The 16,377-nt window shown below is 62.4% G+C and carries 17 protein-coding genes; 6 read left to right on the top strand and 11 right to left on the bottom strand.

Features of this window, described 5'->3' with window-relative positions:
• The first annotated feature begins 44 nt into the window (after positions 1-44).
• Positions 45-758, top strand: a complete 714-nt coding sequence (arsH, locus tag GC125_RS17265) for an arsenical resistance protein ArsH (RefSeq protein WP_151986781.1) — start codon at positions 45-47, stop codon at positions 756-758.
• Between the two features lie 14 nt (positions 759-772).
• Here the strand turns inward: arsH and GC125_RS17260 are convergent, their stop codons facing one another.
• The 4 genes from GC125_RS17260 to dapD are packed head-to-tail and all read right to left on the bottom strand — an operon-like array spanning position 773 to position 3,861.
• A complete protein-coding gene (locus tag GC125_RS17260; RefSeq protein ID WP_151986780.1) occupies positions 773-1,378 on the bottom strand; it encodes a hypothetical protein in 606 nt (201 codons plus the stop codon).
• Positions 1,378-2,571, bottom strand: a complete 1,194-nt coding sequence (gene dapE, locus GC125_RS17255; RefSeq protein ID WP_151986779.1) for a succinyl-diaminopimelate desuccinylase — start codon at positions 2,569-2,571, stop codon at positions 1,378-1,380. Before dapE ends, GC125_RS17260 begins: the two co-directional genes overlap by 1 nt.
• 20 nt (positions 2,572-2,591) lie before the next feature.
• Positions 2,592-3,011: a DUF805 domain-containing protein gene (locus GC125_RS17250; RefSeq protein WP_151986778.1), complete on the bottom strand. Its 420-nt coding sequence runs from the start codon at positions 3,009-3,011 to the stop codon at positions 2,592-2,594.
• Position 3,012: 1 nt separating this feature from the next.
• The gene (dapD, locus tag GC125_RS17245; protein ID WP_151986777.1) at positions 3,013-3,861 is read right to left on the bottom strand and encodes a 2,3,4,5-tetrahydropyridine-2,6-dicarboxylate N-succinyltransferase; all 849 of its coding nucleotides are present in this window, start codon (positions 3,859-3,861) and stop codon (positions 3,013-3,015) included.
• Positions 3,862-4,022: 161 nt separating this feature from the next.
• Here dapD and GC125_RS17240 point away from each other — a divergent pair, with 161 nt between their 5' ends.
• Together GC125_RS17240 and GC125_RS17235 are read left to right on the top strand one after the other, a co-directional pair.
• Positions 4,023-4,421, top strand: coding sequence for a hypothetical protein (locus tag GC125_RS17240; RefSeq protein WP_151986776.1), 399 nt, complete (start codon positions 4,023-4,025; stop codon positions 4,419-4,421).
• A 61-nt stretch (positions 4,422-4,482) separates the two neighbouring features.
• A complete protein-coding gene (locus GC125_RS17235) occupies positions 4,483-5,517 on the top strand; it encodes a DUF1775 domain-containing protein (RefSeq protein ID WP_151986775.1) in 1,035 nt (344 codons plus the stop codon).
• A 25-nt stretch (positions 5,518-5,542) separates the two neighbouring features.
• Here the strand turns inward: GC125_RS17235 and GC125_RS17230 are convergent, their stop codons facing one another.
• A complete protein-coding gene (locus GC125_RS17230) occupies positions 5,543-6,268 on the bottom strand; it encodes a pyrimidine 5'-nucleotidase (RefSeq protein WP_151986774.1) in 726 nt (241 codons plus the stop codon).
• A 132-nt stretch (positions 6,269-6,400) separates the two neighbouring features.
• Here GC125_RS17230 and GC125_RS17225 point away from each other — a divergent pair, with 132 nt between their 5' ends.
• Positions 6,401-7,306, top strand: a complete 906-nt coding sequence (locus tag GC125_RS17225) for an EamA family transporter (RefSeq protein ID WP_151986773.1) — start codon at positions 6,401-6,403, stop codon at positions 7,304-7,306.
• 69 nt (positions 7,307-7,375) lie between these two features.
• Here the strand turns inward: GC125_RS17225 and dut are convergent, their stop codons facing one another.
• The gene (dut, locus tag GC125_RS17220; RefSeq protein ID WP_151986772.1) at positions 7,376-7,852 is read right to left on the bottom strand and encodes a dUTP diphosphatase; all 477 of its coding nucleotides are present in this window, start codon (positions 7,850-7,852) and stop codon (positions 7,376-7,378) included.
• A gap of 90 nt (positions 7,853-7,942) precedes the next feature.
• Here dut and GC125_RS17215 point away from each other — a divergent pair, with 90 nt between their 5' ends.
• Together GC125_RS17215 and GC125_RS17210 are read left to right on the top strand one after the other, a co-directional pair.
• Positions 7,943-9,532 (top strand): peptide chain release factor 3, encoded by a 1,590-nt coding sequence (locus tag GC125_RS17215; protein ID WP_151986771.1) that lies wholly within the window; start codon positions 7,943-7,945, stop codon positions 9,530-9,532.
• A gap of 113 nt (positions 9,533-9,645) precedes the next feature.
• A complete protein-coding gene (locus GC125_RS17210) occupies positions 9,646-10,083 on the top strand; it encodes a BLUF domain-containing protein (protein ID WP_199864626.1) in 438 nt (145 codons plus the stop codon).
• Here the strand turns inward: GC125_RS17210 and GC125_RS17205 are convergent.
• From GC125_RS17205 to rpsT, 5 genes are all read right to left on the bottom strand, one after another.
• The gene (locus GC125_RS17205) at positions 10,080-10,853 is read right to left on the bottom strand and encodes a molybdopterin-synthase adenylyltransferase MoeB (protein WP_151986769.1); all 774 of its coding nucleotides are present in this window, start codon (positions 10,851-10,853) and stop codon (positions 10,080-10,082) included. The genes GC125_RS17210 and GC125_RS17205 overlap by 4 nt on opposite strands.
• Positions 10,846-11,991, bottom strand: a complete 1,146-nt coding sequence (recF, locus tag GC125_RS17200) for a DNA replication/repair protein RecF (protein ID WP_151986768.1) — start codon at positions 11,989-11,991, stop codon at positions 10,846-10,848. Before recF ends, GC125_RS17205 begins: the two co-directional genes overlap by 8 nt.
• Positions 11,992-12,026: 35 nt before the next feature.
• Positions 12,027-13,145 carry a DNA polymerase III subunit beta gene (gene dnaN / locus GC125_RS17195; RefSeq protein WP_151986767.1) on the bottom strand — a complete coding sequence of 373 codons (1,119 nt, stop codon included), beginning with the start codon at positions 13,143-13,145 and terminating at the stop codon, positions 12,027-12,029.
• 356 nt (positions 13,146-13,501) lie between these two features.
• Positions 13,502-14,944, bottom strand: coding sequence for a chromosomal replication initiator protein DnaA (gene dnaA / locus GC125_RS17190; protein WP_502706110.1), 1,443 nt, complete (start codon positions 14,942-14,944; stop codon positions 13,502-13,504).
• Positions 14,945-15,923: 979 nt separating this feature from the next.
• A complete protein-coding gene (gene rpsT, locus GC125_RS17185) occupies positions 15,924-16,190 on the bottom strand; it encodes a 30S ribosomal protein S20 (protein WP_151986765.1) in 267 nt (88 codons plus the stop codon).
• Positions 16,191-16,377: the final 187 nt, after the last annotated feature.

The raw sequence follows: 16,377 nt of genomic DNA, 5'->3' as shown, positions 1-16,377 counted from the left end.
TGCTCTAGGCCTCGGAGCCCTCCATCGACAGCAAAGGCATTTTCATGACGCAAGATTTCCCGGCACTGCGCGAAGATGCGTTCAGACTCATTGACGAGGCCGCGCTGCTGAGGCCCGCTCACAAGACGCATCCACCCCGCGTCCTGATGCTGTACGGGTCGTTGCGCGAACGATCCTATTCGCGCCTGATGACCGAGGAGGCGGCCAGGGTTCTCACCCGCTTTGGTGCCGACGTGAGGATTTTTGACCCGAAGGACCTGCCGCTTCCGGATGCTGCCTCCGCCGACCATCCGAAGGTGCAGGAACTGCGCGATCTGTCGATCTGGTCGGAGGCCCATGTCTGGTGCTCGCCCGAGCGCCACGGCGCGATGACCGGCATCATGAAGGCCCAGATCGACTGGCTGCCGCTTGCGCTCGGCGGCATGCGCCCAACCCAGGGCCGCACGCTGGCGCTGATGCAGGTCTGCGGCGGTTCGCAGAGCTTCAACACGGTCAACCAACTGCGCATCCTCGGGCGCTGGATGCGCATGGTGACGATCCCCAACCAGTCCTCTGTCCCGAAGGCGTTCACCGAGTTCGAGGATGACGGCCGCATGAAGCCGTCGCCCTTCTACAATCGCATGGTCGACGTGATGGAAGAGCTCATGAAGTTCACGCTGCTGGTGCGTGACCGATCCGATTATCTCGTCGATCGCTATTCGGAGCGTGTCGAGAGCGCCTCGGACCTGTCGAAGCGCGTCAACCAGCGCGCCATCTGATCGGGCTGCGGTGCTTACGGCAACGGTTCCAGCGCGAGCCCGAAGGCGGCGTGGAGCATGCCCGTCATCGTGAAAGAGAGAACGACGAGACCGATGGTGATGCCGATCGCCACCGGCATGTCGTTCTCGAAGGCGATGCGCGTTACGCGGAAGAAGATCGCGATCGCGATGCCGAAGAAGGCGAGCGAGGTGATCACCGCGATGGGCTCGGCGCCGGGCATCAGAAGCATCAGCGTAACCGGGATCGCCATCAGATAGGCGAAGGGCAGGCTCAGCCAGTTCGTAGCGATGACCCAACGGGCGAAATGGGCCGAAAGGCCGAGCGGCGCCGCAACGAAGGCGACGATGATCACAGGGACGATCCAATTGAGAACGTCGATCATCGCAAGCCGCAGGAAGAAGCCGAGGCCTGTCGCAGCGCTGTCGCCTGCAGCCGCGATGTAGCTCGTGCGGTAGTTGAGCCAGGACAGCGCGAAGGCGGGCACGGCGTAGAGGATCGCGGCGAAGGAGCGCCAGAAGCCGTCCGCAGTGAGATCCAGATAGGAAAAGCCGCGCTGATCGTTGCGTGCCAGCAGGAACACGCCGGACAGATACCGCTGCACTTCCCCGCCGCTGACCATCAGGCGAACCAGCGGTCGAGGAATTGGCGGTAGATCTGCGTCAGCGTTCTGAGATCGGATAGCGCCACGCGCTCGTCGACCATGTGCATGGTCTGGCCGACAAGGCCGAATTCGACGACGGGGCAATAATCCTTGATGAAGCGGGCGTCGGACGTTCCACCGGTCGTGGAAAGCTTTGGCGTTCGCCCGGTCACACTCTCGACAGCCTGCTGCATGGCGGCGACCAGCGTTTCGTCGCGCGTCAGGAAGGAAGGGCTCGGACGCTCCTTCCAGGTAACGTCGAACTCGACCGGCGGCCGCTCGGTGCTGCTTCTTAAGGACTCCGCCGCCTGGTCCAGCCTGTTGTGAATGTCCATCTGCAGGCTTTCCGCGTCCCACCGATCATTGAAACGCACGTTGAAAGCTGCGGTTGCCTTGCTCGGGATCACATTGACGGACGGATTGCCGACATCGATCGACGTGATTTCGAGATTGGTGGCCGGAAACGTTTCCGTGCCATGGTCAAACGGTGTGTCGAGCAGCGCATTGCAGAAGGCCACGATTGCGCGGATCGGGTTGTCCGCAAGATGCGGATAGGCGACGTGACCCTGCACGCCCTGAACGGTGATGAAGCCCGACAGCGAGCCCCGGCGGCCGATCTTGATCATGTCGCCCATGGCTTCCGGGTTCGTCGGCTCGCCGACGATCGCGCCCTGCCAGACCTCGCCCTTCGCATCCGCATGTTTCAGCAGCTTCTCGGTGCCGTTGATCGAGGGCCCTTCCTCGTCGCCGGTGATGAGGAAGGAGATCGAGCCTTTCGGCGGTCCGTTTTCAGCGATGTAGCTCGCGCAGGCGGCCACAAAGGCGGCAATTCCGCCCTTCATGTCGACCGTGCCGCGGCCGATCATCATGTCGTCGACGATGGCCGCCTCGAAGGGCGGCTTCGACCAGGTGGCGACATCACCGGGCGGCACAACATCGGTATGGCCGGCAAACATCAGATGCGGTTCCGCACTGCCGAGACGCGCGTAAAGGTTTTCGACATCCGCCGTATCGTCGTCGCTGAAGGTGACGCGTTCGACGGAAAAGCCGAGCGGAACGAGCATGGCTTCGAGCGCGCCGAGCGCCCCGCCTTCTGCCGGCGTGACGGACGCGCAGCGCACGAGCGCTGCCAGATTGGCGACGGGGTCTGTGGCGAGGGTGTCTTGGGTCATGTGCGCAGGATTAGCCCGGTTCAGAGGTCGGTGTCATCGCTTTCGTCGCGTTCGTCCACTTCCTCGCCCTCCGGTCGTCCCGGAATGAGCGCTAGCAGCCCCAGCACGATGAGCGACAGCATGGGAATGAAGATCAGCACGGCGAACGCGCTCGCCGCATTGATGTCGCGCAGGCGCTTGATCGTCAGCATGACGGACGCGACGAGGGTGAAGAGCCCGACGACGAACGAGACGGAGATCCAGACTAGGACTGTCTCGCTTTCCTCGTCGAGCTTGAGGAGGATGGACAGCAGGAAGCCGTTGATCGCTGTCAGAAACAACCAGCCGAGGACGAAGAGGCGCCGGCCGATGCGCCCGTGTCCCGAAAGGAACAGCCAGCCGAGGGTGGCGCCGGTGGCGCCGTGAGGATCGTTGTCCGCCCCTGGCTGGCTGTCGCTCATCTCATGCCCGCAACAACTCGTTGATCGATGTCTTCGACCGCGTCTTCTCGTCCACTTTCTTGACGATCACGGCGCAATAGAGGCCGGGGCCAGGCTCGCCATTGCCCATCGGCTTGCCGGGCATGCTGCCGGCCACCACGACCGAATAGGCCGGGATTTCGCCATAGGTGACGCTGCCGGTCTCGCGGTCGACGATCTTGGTGGACTTGCCGATATAGACGCCCATGCCGAGAACCGCGCCTTCGCGCACGATGCAGCCTTCGACCACCTCGGAACGGGCGCCGATGAAGCAGTTGTCCTCGATGATCACGGGGCCGGCCTGCAGCGGCTCCAGAACGCCGCCGATGCCGACGCCGCCCGACAGGTGCACGTTCTTGCCGATCTGCGCGCAGGAGCCGACGGTCGCCCACGTGTCGACCATGGTGCCTTCATCCACATAGGCGCCCAGATTGACGAAGGAGGGCATCAGAATAACGTTGCGGCCGATGAAGGCTGAGCGGCGCACGGTGCAGTTGGGCACGGCGCGGAAGCCGGCATTCTCGAAATCGATGCCGCTCCAGCCGTCGAACTTGGAGCCGACCTTGTCCCACCAGACGCTGTCGCCCGGGCCGCCCTTGATGATGTCCATCGGGTTCAGGCGGAAGGAGAGAAGCACGGCCTTCTTCAGCCATTGATTGACGGTCCACTGGCCGTCGCTGCCCTTCTCGGCCACGCGCGCCTTGCCCTGGTCGAGCAGGTTGAGCGCGGTTTCGACCGCATCGCGCACTTCGCCCTTGGTGGACGTGGTGATCTGGTCGCGCCCCTCGAAGGCGGTGTCGATGATCCGGGCAAGGTCTTGATGGCTGGTCATGCGGGCCTCTCGTCTGACTATCGGTGGTGCCGGGCATTGCTGCCCGCACGATGTCCGTCCTCCTAAGGAAGAGGCACGATTGTGGCAAGGAGCGCAATGCACCGGGCCTGCTGCAATTTGTCGTTTGGCGCTGTCGGCCGAAGCCGTTAAGAGGTGCAGCCATGAGGAAACGGCGGCACGAAGGGTTGATCGTCGGCCTGCGCAGCGAGATCTCGCTGTTCGCGCGGGTGGCGTTGCTCGTTCTGGCGCTGCCGTTCCTGCAGCCTTTCGTCGAGGCGCATGCCGCCGCAGGCGAAACGTCCGGCGTCATCTGCACCGTCCACGGACCGTTCGATCCGGCGGAGGCGACCGATGGTGACGGCGCCTCGTCGGCCATCGACCACTGCGTCTGCACCGCACTCTGCGCGCTGACGGCTATGCCGGAACCATCCCAGCCGGAGATTGGACGCATCGGCCAGCCGCAAGCGGCAGGTAGTGCCGCACCCCTGTCGGTCACAGTCTTTCCTGGCCCGGACCGCAGTTTCGGGCCTCCCGGCCAAGGACCGCCTTTTTCGATCTGATCCGATGCGACCACAAAGTGGTCGACCCTCTGGCATTCCTAGATCTGAAAAAGGCATTCAAATGCGCATTCATGCATCCGTACTGGGCGGCACCATGCTCGCCTCGCTTTCCGTATTCCCCATCTCCTACGCGTCCGCCCACGCTTCGCTCGAGCGGGCAGAGGCCCAGCCCGGTTCCTTCAAGGCCGTCATGCGCATTCCGCACGGCTGCGACGGCCAGGCGACGCATACGGTGACGATCGGCCTGCCGGAAGGCTTCATCGACGCCAAGCCCATGCCGAAGGCCGGTTGGACGCTTGAAACCGAAACCGGCGACTATGCCGAGCCGCACGATCTGCACGGCCGCGAAGTCACCTCCGGCGTGCGCTCCGTGACATGGTCGGGCGGTGATCTGCAGGAAGGCCACTACGATGAATTCGTCGTTGTCGGCGGCATCTCCAACGTCGAACCCGGCGCCGTCCTCAACTTCCCGACCACGCAGCTCTGCGCCGACGGAGAAGTCGCCTGGGTCGAAATTGCCGATGAAGGCGTCGACCCGCACAGCCTCGACTATCCTGCACCGGCGCTGACCGTCGTGGCCGCAGAAGCGGAAGGCGGCGAGCACGCGCATGGCCACGCAGCCCATGCCCATGGCGACCACGCCCATGGCGGCGATGCTGCCATGAGCGCCGAAGCCGAGCCGGTGACGGTCGGCGACCTGACGATCTCGGGTTACTGGACCCGCGCGACGCTGCCGAACCAGCGTGTCGGCGGCGGCTATCTGGTGGTGCAAAATGCGGGAAGCGACGACGACCGCCTGGTCGCCGTGACCTCACCGGTGACCGAGCGCTCGGAAATCCACGAAATGGCAGTCGAGAACGACGTCATGACGATGCGCAGGCTGGATGACGGCATCGCCATTCCCGCAGGCGAAAGCATCGCGCTGGAACCGGGTGGCTATCACTTGATGTTCCAGGATCTGTCGGAAGGCTTCGTCGAAGGCGAAACCGTATCGGTCACGCTCGAGTTCGAGAATGCCGGCGAAGTGACGCTTGATCTGCTCGTATTGCCTGCCGGTAGCCGGGAAGCGGGCGGCTCGCAAGAGCACCAGCATTAAGACTGAAACATAATCAAGCCGGGCGTTATTCGCCCGGCTCCAACTGGCGCTGTGCCGCTTTGAGGAACGCAGCCAGATCGTCGGTCACGTAGTCGATATGGTCGCCGTCATAGCCCTCGTGCTCCCAGACGTCGCCGAGCGGACCTTCCATGTTGTTCGGCACGATCAGGACGGTCTTCATGCCGACAGCCTTGGGCACGGTGAGGTTCCTGGGCAGGTCCTCGAACATCACGGCACGGTCCGCCTCGATGCGGTGCAGCCCCATGAACTTGTCATAGGTGGCGGCGGCCGGCTTCGGCATCAGGTCGGCTGCGACGATGTCGAAGATGTCGTCGAAATGATCGAGAATGCCGAGCGCCTTGGCGGTGCGCTGCGCATGGCGCGTGTCGCCATTGGTGAAGATGAACTTGCGGCCGGGAAGCGACTTGATCGCTTCGCCGAGCGCCGGATCCGGTTTCACCCAAGAATAATCGATGTCGTGCACCCGTTCCAGAAACGCGTTCGGGTCGATCTGGTGCTCGGTCATCAAGCCTTTCAGCGTGGTGCCGTGATCGCGGTAATATTGCTTCTGCAGCACGCGCGCTTCGTCCGAAGGCAACTGCAGCAGCTCTGCCACGAAGTCGGTCATCCGCGCATCGATCTGCGAGAACAGATCTGTGTGGCGCGGGTAAAGCGTGTTGTCGAGATCGAAGACCCAATCGCGGATATGCGTGAAATCGTCGGGTTTAGGTGTGTGATTCTTCGGTGCCATCGCCGCTTTATGCCATACCGGGTGTAAAGAAACAGGAAGAACCCCGAATATGGTGATTGGCAGGCGCCAAAGCCATCATTCTCCGAGCGGGGATGCTACCGAGCGCGATTGCTTCGTGCTAACGCCACCAACATGGAACTTTGGGTCGCAATCACTTTCGCCGCGGCATTCGTCCAGAATATCCGTTCGGCGCTTCAGAAATATCTCAAGGGCGCGATGGGCACGACGGGGGCAACCTTCGTGCGCTTCGGCTTCGGCGTGCCCTTCGCACTGTTGTTCCTGGCGATTGCGGTCGCCGCGCTCAATCTCCCGATCCCACAGGTCCACCCCACCTTCTTCCTCTGGGTGGTTCTCGCGTCCATCGCGCAGATCCTCGCACAGGCACTGCTCGTCCATCTCTTCTCGTTTCGTAACTTCACGGTCGGCACAGCCTATTCGCGGACCGAGCCGGCCCAGGCGGCCTTGTTCGGGTTGCTGTTCCTGGGCGAACTCGTCACGCTCGGAACGCTGATTGCGATCGCGATTTCGGTCTTCGGCGTCATGCTGATCTCGGTGGCGCGCACGGCGTTTTCCACAAAGGCGCTTTTGCTGTCGGTCACCAGCCGCACGGCGCTCATCGGCCTCGCCTCGGGTACGCTGTTCGGCGTCTCGGGCGTGTCCTACCGCGCGGCGTCCGTTTCGCTCGGCGGCCCGCATGCGGTGATTCAGGCCGGCACGACGCTCGCCGTCGCGGTCGTTTTCCAGACAGTCGTGATGTCGATCTGGATGGCGCTGCGCGAGCCGGAGGAATTCGCGCGCATCCGAAAGGCCTGGAAACCCGCGCTTCTGGTGGGTTTGGCGGGTGCAACGGCATCCTTCGGCTGGTTTACCGCGATGACGCTGCAGCAAGCGGCCTACGTCAAGGCGGTGGCACAGGTGGAGATGCTGTTCACCTTCGCTGCGTCGGTCTTCATCTTCAAGGAAACCATCACGCGGATGGAACTCGCCGGCTGCGCGTTGATCGTTTGCGGTGTCGCGGCGCTGGTCTTGGTCGTCTGAACATTAGCAGAACGGCGTCGGTCGTTCGTCCACGATCGACCCACAGGTTTTCCAGTGGTTATCCACAGCCTATCCAGTACCCGTGGAACCGAAGCCTCCGGCGCCGCGCGAGGTTTCCGCGGCCTGCTGCCGCTCCTCGACGGCGGCGCGCACGACCGGGGCGATCACCATCTGCGCAATGCGCAAGCCGCGGGTGATCTCGAAGGGCGCATCGCCATGGTTGATCAGCAGCACCTGCACCTCGCCGCGATAATCCCAGTCGATCGTCCCTGGTGTATTGAGGCAGGTCACCCCATTTTTATAGGCGAGCCCGGATCGCGGCCGTATCTGTACCTCGTAGCCCACGGGTATTTCGAAAATGAAGCCGGTGGGCACGAGCATTCGTGCGCCGGGGGCGAGCATGCGGGGCTTGTCCGCTTCAACGGCCGCGCGCAGATCCATGCCGGCGGCGCCGTCGGTCTGGTAGCCGGGCAGGGCAAGCCCTTCGCCGTGGGGAAGGCGGATCAAGCCAAGGATGGGGTCATCGGTCGTCGCTGGGGTCGTCATCGCCGCATTTGCCGCAAGCCACGCGTCACGGTCAATTGAAAGACGCGGGCGGAACGGCTAGAAACCGCGCAACAACAGGATATCCACACCATGAGCGAACCACTGGCCGCCGAAGTGGCACGGCGCCGCACTTTCGCGATCATCTCGCACCCCGACGCGGGCAAGACCACGCTGACCGAGAAGCTGCTGCTGTTCGGGGGCGCGATCCAGCTTGCCGGCGAGGTCAAGGCCAAGAAGGACCGTATGAACACGCGATCCGACTGGATGAAGATCGAGCGCGAACGCGGCATCTCGGTCGTCACCTCGGTGATGACCTTCGAATATGGCGACCACGTCTTCAACCTGCTCGACACGCCGGGCCACGAGGACTTCGCCGACGACACCTATCGCACGCTGACCGCTGTCGATGCCGCCATCATGGTCATCGACGCGGCTAAGGGCATCGAGCCGCGAACATTGAAGCTGTTCGAGGTCTGCCGCTTGCGCGACATTCCGATCGTGACCTTCATCAACAAGATGGACCGCGAAAGCCGCGACCCGTTCGAAATCCTCGACGAGGTCGAGCAGAAGCTGGCGCTCGATACGGCCCCCATGACCTGGCCGATCGGTCGCGCCAAAAGTTTCTCGGGAACCTATCATCTCGCCGACAACACCATTCGCCGCAGCGACGTCGAGGAACACACGACGCCGGTGAATGGGCCTGAGTCCGATGCGGTCGCCGGCCTTCTGCCCGAAAACGAACGTGCGGCCTTCATCGAGGAATGCGCGCTCGCCATGGAAGCCTGCCGGCCGTTCGACAGCCAAGCCTTCCTCGAAGGCCATCTGACGCCCGTCTATTTCGGCTCCGCGCTGCGTAATTTCGGCGTTCGCGACCTGATCAATGCGCTCGGCCGCTACGCGCCGCCCCCGCGCGACCAGATCGCCGACACGAGGAAAGTCGCGGCCACCGACGAAAAGATGTCGGCCTTCGTCTTCAAGATCCAGGCCAATATGGATCCCAACCACCGCGACCGCATTGCATTCGTGCGCGTGTGCTCCGGCCGCCTGCAGCGCGGCATGAAAGCTAGGCTTGCCCGCACCGGAAAGCCGATGTCGCTTTCGGCGCCGCAATTCTTCTTTGCCCACCAGCGCCAGCTTGCCGACACAGCCTATGCCGGCGACGTGGTCGGCATTCCGAACCATGGCACGCTGCGGATCGGCGACACGCTGACCGATGGCGAGCACCTCGTCTTCAAGGGCGTGCCGAATTTTGCGCCTGAGATCCTGCGCCGTGTGCGACTCGAAGATGCGATGAAGGCGAAGAAGATGAAGGAAGCGCTGGCGCAGATGGCCGAGGAGGGCGTCGTGCAGCTCTTCCAGCCGGAAGATGGGTCGCCACCGCTCGTCGGCGTCGTCGGTGCCCTGCAGCTTGACGTTCTGAAGGCGCGCCTGGAAGCCGAATACGGTCTTCCGGTGTCCTTCGAACTCGCGCGGTTCAATGTCTGCCGCTGGATATCGTCGGCGGACAAGGCCGAGCTCGAACGCTTCGTCACCGTCAAGCGTGGCGACATTGCCCGTGATCTCGACGGCGATCCCGTGTTCCTGGCGTCCGACGGGTTTTCATTGAATTACGAGGCAGAACGCTGGAAGGCGATCAAGTTCGACGCGATCAAGGAATACCAAATCGGCATCGCCGCCTGAAGTTATTCTCAGTATTTCTGATAAAAGTACTTCTAATATAATGACTTAAGGGTCGAGTAACGCTTGTGGGTTATACCGGATGCTCCTTCCCAAGAGCATCCGGAGAACCCTGCGTGTCGATCTTCCAACTGCTTTACGTAAGCGGTGCCACGCGTCCGATCAGCCCAAGCGATCTCGACGATATCCTTGCCTCCTCCCGCCGAAACAATGAAACGCGCGATGTGACCGGCGTCCTGCTCTACGCCGACGACACCTTCATCCAGGTTCTCGAAGGGGACCGGGCGACGGTCGGCGAGGTCGCGCGTGTGATCCGGAGAGACCCGCGTCATCGCAATTTCATGGTGCTCGTCGAGCGCAACGCCGAAAAGCGGGCCTTCTCGCAGTGGCAGATGGGCTTCAAGCGGCTCGATCCGAGCAAGCAGCAGGACGGCTCGGTCTTCAAGATGTCGCGTCAGGCGCTCCATAGCCGCATGAAGGGCGACGATGACGGGTTGATGCTCGACGCCATCATGGCATTCGCCAGCGCCGATTTCCTGGAGAAAGCCGGCTAAGCTTCTTTTGCTTTTCGGTAGCGCATCACATCGAAGCGTGCGCCGAGCGCATCATAAAGCAGCAGACGTCCGACAAGCGGCTCGCCGATCCCGGTGATCAACTTGATCGCTTCCATGGCTTGCAGCGTGCCGATCACGCCGGTGAGGGCCCCGACGACGCCGGCTTCAGCGCAGGAGGGCACGAGGCCCGCCGGAGGCGGCTCGGGGAAAAGATCGCGGAAATTCGGGTGAGGCCGGCCCTCTGCGTCGACGCCTTCGGGCAGGATGACCGTGAGCGACCCATCGAAACGCCCGACCGCGCCCGTCACCAAAGGGATCTTCATATCCAAGGCCGTGTCGGCCGCGAGATAGCGGGTCTCGAAATTGTCCGAACCGTCGATGACGAGATGATAGCCGGCTAAAAGCGCGCGCGCGTTGCCATCATCGAGCCGCGTCTGGTGCTGGACGATCTCGACGTGTTCGTTGAGCGCCTGGACGGATTGCGCAGCGCTTTCCGTCTTTGCCATGCCGATGGACGCGGTGCGGTGGATGACCTGACGCTGGAGGTTCGAAAGGGAAACCGTGTCGTCGTCGACGATGCCGATCGTGCCGACACCCGCAGCAGCCAGATAGGCGATGACGGGAGCACCCAGACCGCCGGCGCCGATCACGAGGACCCGAGCGGCCTTCAGTTTCTGCTGGCCCGGCCCGCCCACTTCGGGAAGCACGATGTGGCGCGCATAGCGTTGAATTTCGTCCGGCGAAAGGGGAGGCGGCGCGGGTTCAGCCATCGAAAACGGTCTCCGTCACTGTGCCGGCATTCACGCTAAGGAATTGCGCGCGTCCCTCCAAGGCGGAAAATAGAGCGGCATCCGTGCCCGTCATGAAAGCCTGGCCACCCAGATCGTCGATGATGCTGAAGAGCGCGGCGCGGCGCGTTGGATCGAGATGCGCGGCGATCTCGTCGAGCAGCAGGATCGGCGCGGCTCCCGTCAGGTCGCCGACGAGCCGGGCGTGGGCAAGAACGAGACCCACCAGCAGCGCCTTCTGTTCGCCGGTCGAGGATTGTGCTGCGGGCATCGATTTCTCCGCATGTACCACCTCGAGATCCTGCCGGTGCGGACCTTCCAGCATCCGCCCCGCCGCTTCGTCTCGCCAGCGGGATTCCGCGAGCGACGCGGCAAAGCGCGCTTCCATGTCGCTGGCCGCGAGGCCCTGCTGGTCGTCCATGAAACCCGTGAGCTTGATTGCTGCCTTGGGAAAGCGGCTGGCGGCTTCACTCGGCGCGCGTTCCAGAAGAACCGTGAGCAGCCGCACGAAATCCTGCCGGGCAACGGCGATCGCCACGGCAAGCTCGGCCACCTGTGCCTCGATGCCTTCCAGCCAGGCGCGATCGAGCCGGCCCTCCGAAAGTAGCCTGTTGCGTCCGCGCATGGCTTTTTCGTAATCCGCAACCCGCCGGCCGTGACCCGGATCGACGGCGAGAACCATGCGGTCGAGAAACCGCCTGCGATCCCCTGCGGGCCCGGTGAAGAGCCCGTCCATCGCCGGCGTCAGCCAGGTGATCCGAAGATGGTCGAGCAGCGCCTCGTTGGTGCGCGCGGCTGCCCCATTGATGCGGACGCGGCGCTGGCCGCCTTCCGCGTCATCACCAGCCGTGGTGCCGATGGTGGCAGGACCTGCCATGCCCTCGACTTCGGCAAACAGTGTGAAACCGCCGGCCGATCCTTCGCGCGCGGCTTCCGAATAGACGATGCGCCGCATGCCGCGGCCGGGCGAAAGGAGCGAAATCGCTTCGATGAGGTTCGTCTTGCCGGCACCGTTGTTACCGGTGAAGACGACATGCTTGCCGGCGAAGCGAAGCGTCAGTTCGCGATAATTGCGAAAGTCCGTGAGGCTGAGACGCCCGATGGCCACTTTTTCCGGCATCAGCCTTGCCGCCTCGGGGCGTTCGAAAGGCGCGGTCAAACCCGCATCGGCATCAGAACGTAGAGCGCGTCGTCATCGCTGGTTTCGCGCACAAGCGTCGGCGAACCGGGATCTGCCAGCATGAACACGGCTTCGGTGCCGGTGAGCTGGCTTGTGATATCGAGAAGATATTTCGCATTGAAGCCGATCTCGATCGGCTCGTTGTCGTAGCCGACGGCCAGCTCTTCCGTCGCGCTACCGGAATCCGGGTTGTTCACCGTCAGCACCAGCTGACCATCGCGGATGGCGAGCTTGACGGCGCGCCCGCGCTCCGATGAAATCGTCGACACGCGGTCGACGGCCTGCGCGAAGGATTGGCAGTCGATCGTCAGTTCCTTGTCGTTCCCGGTGGGGATGACGCGCTGATAGTCCGGGAAGGTGCCGTCGATCAGCTTGGAGGTCAAAACGATCGAGCCGATCGTAAAACGGATTTTGGCATCGGACAGCTCGACGGTGACGACGACTTCCGGATCGTCGACCAGCTTCTGCAGCTCACCCACGGTCTTGCGCGGAATGATGATGCCCGGCATGCCCTCGGCGCCCGAGGGCGCAATGATATCGGCCCGCGCCAGCCGGTGACCGTCGGTCGCGACGGCGCGCAGCTTGAGCTTGTCGCCATCCTCGACCGTGTGCATGTAGATGCCGTTCAGATAGTAGCGGGTCTCTTCCGTCGAGATCGCGAACTGGGTGCGCGCAATCAGCATACGCAGCGTCTCCGCGGGCAGGCGGAACGTGTGACTGAAGGCACCGGCCGTCAGATCCGGAAAATCCGTCTCGGGCAGGCACTGCAGCGTAAAGCGTGAGCGGCTCGACGAGACGCTCATCTGTCCCTTTTCGCCCGTCATCGACAGCGAAACCTCGGCGCCATCCGGCAGCTTGCGCACGATGTCGTAGAGAAGATGGGCGGGAACGGTGGTCGATCCGGCCTGCTCGACCATGGCGGGAGCGGCTTCGGTGATTTCGAGGTCGAGATCCGTCGCGCGCATGGAAAGGCTTGCGCCCTCCGCTCGCAGCAGCACGTTCGACAGGATCGGGATCGTGTTGCGCCGTTCCACCACGCGGTGAACGTGGTTCAGCGACTTCAAGAGGTTCGACCGTTCGAGCGTGACACGCATGGGACCGTTTCTCGTCTTCTCAAGCCTACTTGGGGCGTTCTGGCGGGCCAGCCTCTCCGACCGCGACTGGCCGGACCTACTGCGATCGCTTGTTCGGAGGCTCGCTTAAATGTGGACCGGCAATTTGGCAATTCGGCCGGCTGAGCGCAAGGCCAAAGGGACCCCCTCGCGCCCCTCAAGAGCGTGGATCATGGGGAAAAAGCCTGGAATAACCAGGCGACCGGCAGCGGCATCGGTCTCTGTTAAGAGCCAGAATGCCGCTGTCGGCCGTCCGCCGCCCTCTCCGGGCTCCGGTCACGCTGCCGCCTGTCCGCAGATTTGTACGATGCGGGCGAAAATGGGCGGCAGCGCGTAGCCTATTCGTTGATCAGACGCTTCAGAAGTTCGACCTCATGGGAAAGCTTGGTGTCTTTTCCGATCAGATCTTCGATCTTGCGCACGGCATGCAGAACGGTCGTGTGATCACGTCCGCCGAAGCGGCGGCCGATTTCCGGAAACGAGCGCGGCGTCAGCGTCTTGGCCAGATACATCGCGATCTGGCGCGGCTTGACGATCACGCGGGTACGGCGATTGGAAACCAGTTCCTGACGCGAGACATTGTAGTGGCGCGCAACGACCCTCTGAATGTCTTCTATGCGGACGCGCTTGGGCTCGCCGGCATTGACCAGATGGCCAAGAAACTCGTCCACCCGCTCGATCGTGAGGTTCGGCTCGAAGGAGCGACGGAAGAGAAGCTGGTTGAAGGCACCTTCCAGTTCGCGGCCGCTCGCGGTGATGTGGCGCGCCACATGATCGAGGATCGGCAACGGAATGTCGACGGATGGGTCTTCTGCCTGCGCCGCGGCAAGCCGCTGCTGCAGGATTTCCAGGCGCATTTCGTAATCAGGCCCTTCCATCTCGATGGCGACCCCGCCCTGAAGGCGCGAGCGCACGCGGGCGTCCAGCGATTCCAGCTCCCACGGTGCCCGATCGGCGGCAACGACAACCTGCTTGGCGCTGTCGAGCAGCATGTTGAGAAGATGGCAGAACTCGTTCTGGATCGACTTGCCCTGCAGGAACTGCATGTCGTCGATGATCAGGAGATCGATGTTGCGCAACGCGTCCTTGAAAGACAGCGCGTCATTGTCGCGAATGGCGCTGGCGAACCGCCACATGAAATATTCCGCCGTCAGATAGACCACGCGCGGATTGCGCGGGCTGGCGAGAGCTGCCGATGCGATTGCCTGCAGCAGGTGGGTCTTTCCGAGCCCGACGCTGGAATGAACGAAGAGAGGATTGAAGCGCACAGCGCCCGCGCCCGCCTCGGCGATCGTCTTTGCCGCCGCAAGAGCCACGCGGTTCGAAGACCCCTCGATGAAGGATTCAAACGTATAGCGGGCATCGAGCGGAGAACCGACCACGGGATTGGACCCTGGGGCAGGGCGGCGCGACGAAGCAGGTGCAGGACCAGCCGACGGAATGCGGATGTGGACCGGATTCATGGCATTGCCGATCTGCGCGGCGCCCGCGGCCTCTCCGGTGTTCTGCCCAATTATCGGACGTGAAGCCCGGGTGGCGGAACGCACGACGATCTCGACGCGCAGGATCTCGGCATTCTCTTCTTGATAGAGTTTGCAGATGAGCTCCAGATAACGGTTCTGGATCCATGACTTGAGAAACGTGGTCGGCACGGAAAGCCGCACGACGCTCTTTGACGTGGAGTCGACCTTCAGACGACCGAACCAACTTGCAAAGATTTCCTGGCCGAGCTGCGCCTTGAGGCGTGCGCGAACCCGTTCGAACTGCGCATCATGGACCATCTCATCGCCTTCGTTCCGCTGTTGCGGGTTGAGGTCGGACGAACTGGTGTCCTCCACATCCTTGCGCGCATTCCAATCGCCGCCTTGTGCGACGGACGCTGGTGTCGATTGCATATTTTGCCGCCTTTAACTTCTGTTCGCCTGTCCCACCCATCCCGGACATCATGCCCATCGGATGGCGCCATTTCAGATGCGGTTTCGCTCTTTTGACATGTCGAAACTCGCATCAGTCGGTACGGCCTCGCGTCTGTACCGACTACCGGCTCCGGTCCCTTCGCCTCGCAACAAAGGAGAGCCGGTTTTTGCCATGTCGACCCGCTATCTGTGCATACCCTGAATATCCCCCTGCTGTGACCCACAAGCGCCCCGACGCCGTGGCCTTTCGATTGGACAACAAGAAAGGTGTCACGCGGATTCAAATCCGCGCGCCAGTCTCGTCATCAAGACAATGATTGCGCGATTACGCCGCGCCATAACGATGTGGCAGAGACAGCCTGACGCGACACCTGAATGTCGGCAGCAACGGTCCGCATGCGGTCCATCACCTCTTCATTGGCTGCCCCCTGTGGAAGGTATTAAGGCAGTCTCCTTAAGAGATATCAACCGGAGAATTTACGCGGTTTTAACGGTAGGCCGCTTGACAGCCCGGCTGCATCAGGGCCGCAAGGAGTGCGTTTTCGGTAACGCGTTGAAGCAAGGCGCTTTTCGAAAAATCCACTGCAAAATATGAGAGGCGGCGAGAAAAAAATAAAATTGAGCTTGACGGCTTTTGGCCAAATTGCGGCGGGGAGAACAAGTCGCGTACAAAGAGCTACCTCTTGTAACTCTTTGTTCTGAAACGATAAAATGTGTCAGCTGATGAGGCTTGTGTCAGCGATGTGACGGGCGATCGAGCGACTGTGGCATTTCGGAAAAGCTTGAATCAGAAAAGCCCGGCCACGGCCAGGCTTAACCATATCATGTCCGGAACTGGGACGTATTAGGCGCTGATCGCCTTGACCCGGGCCGCCAGGCGCGAGACTTTCCGCGATGCCGTATTCTTGTGCATCACGCCCTTGGTCGCAGCGCGCATCAGCTCGGGCTGTGCCGCCTTGAAAGCATCGGCAGCTGCCTGCAGATCGCCGGAAGCGATCGCTTCTTCGACCTTGCGGACGTAGGTGCGAACGCGCGAGCGGCGCGACTTGTTGATCAGGGTGCGGCGCGCCATCTTGCGGGTCGCTTTTTTCGCCGAAGTGGTATTGGCCATCGATGCCTCTCTTACAAACTTGTTCCGTGCCGCCACTGCCCGCGGAGAAACCTCAGGAGGTTTCGACATCATCGAGAGTGGGAGCAAATGAGCAGGCGGACACACAATGGTCTGCCAAATCCGTGCGGCGCGTATAGCTGGAATGATCGGACGCGTCAACGCGCAAAACGCAGGAGAGACGGTTGGA

This window comes from Rhizobium sp. EC-SD404, assembly GCF_902498825.1.
Classification (GTDB): Bacteria; Pseudomonadota; Alphaproteobacteria; order Rhizobiales; family Rhizobiaceae; genus Georhizobium.
This window is presented reverse-complemented; position numbering and strand designations above follow the sequence as displayed.

What these genes read in the sequence shown, in the direction of transcription:
- arsH (WP_151986781.1), top strand. Translation starts at nt 45, where the DNA reads ATGACGCAAGATTTCCCGGCACTGCGCGAAGATGCGTTCAGACTCATT.
- GC125_RS17260 (WP_151986780.1), bottom strand. Translation starts at nt 1,378, where the DNA reads ATGGTCAGCGGCGGGGAAGTGCAGCGGTATCTGTCCGGCGTGTTCCTG.
- dapE (WP_151986779.1), bottom strand. Translation starts at nt 2,571, where the DNA reads ATGACCCAAGACACCCTCGCCACAGACCCCGTCGCCAATCTGGCAGCG.
- GC125_RS17250 (WP_151986778.1), bottom strand. Translation starts at nt 3,011, where the DNA reads ATGAGCGACAGCCAGCCAGGGGCGGACAACGATCCTCACGGCGCCACC.
- dapD (WP_151986777.1), bottom strand. Translation starts at nt 3,861, where the DNA reads ATGACCAGCCATCAAGACCTTGCCCGGATCATCGACACCGCCTTCGAG.
- GC125_RS17240 (WP_151986776.1), top strand. Translation starts at nt 4,023, where the DNA reads ATGAGGAAACGGCGGCACGAAGGGTTGATCGTCGGCCTGCGCAGCGAG.
- GC125_RS17235 (WP_151986775.1), top strand. Translation starts at nt 4,483, where the DNA reads ATGCGCATTCATGCATCCGTACTGGGCGGCACCATGCTCGCCTCGCTT.
- GC125_RS17230 (WP_151986774.1), bottom strand. Translation starts at nt 6,268, where the DNA reads ATGGCACCGAAGAATCACACACCTAAACCCGACGATTTCACGCATATC.
- GC125_RS17225 (WP_151986773.1), top strand. Translation starts at nt 6,401, where the DNA reads ATGGAACTTTGGGTCGCAATCACTTTCGCCGCGGCATTCGTCCAGAAT.
- dut (WP_151986772.1), bottom strand. Translation starts at nt 7,852, where the DNA reads ATGACGACCCCAGCGACGACCGATGACCCCATCCTTGGCTTGATCCGC.
- GC125_RS17215 (WP_151986771.1), top strand. Translation starts at nt 7,943, where the DNA reads ATGAGCGAACCACTGGCCGCCGAAGTGGCACGGCGCCGCACTTTCGCG.
- GC125_RS17205 (WP_151986769.1), bottom strand. Translation starts at nt 10,853, where the DNA reads ATGGCTGAACCCGCGCCGCCTCCCCTTTCGCCGGACGAAATTCAACGC.
- recF (WP_151986768.1), bottom strand. Translation starts at nt 11,991, where the DNA reads ATGCCGGAAAAAGTGGCCATCGGGCGTCTCAGCCTCACGGACTTTCGC.
- dnaN (WP_151986767.1), bottom strand. Translation starts at nt 13,145, where the DNA reads ATGCGTGTCACGCTCGAACGGTCGAACCTCTTGAAGTCGCTGAACCAC.
- dnaA (WP_502706110.1), bottom strand. Translation starts at nt 14,944, where the DNA reads ATGGTCCATGATGCGCAGTTCGAACGGGTTCGCGCACGCCTCAAGGCG.
- rpsT (WP_151986765.1), bottom strand. Translation starts at nt 16,190, where the DNA reads ATGGCCAATACCACTTCGGCGAAAAAAGCGACCCGCAAGATGGCGCGC.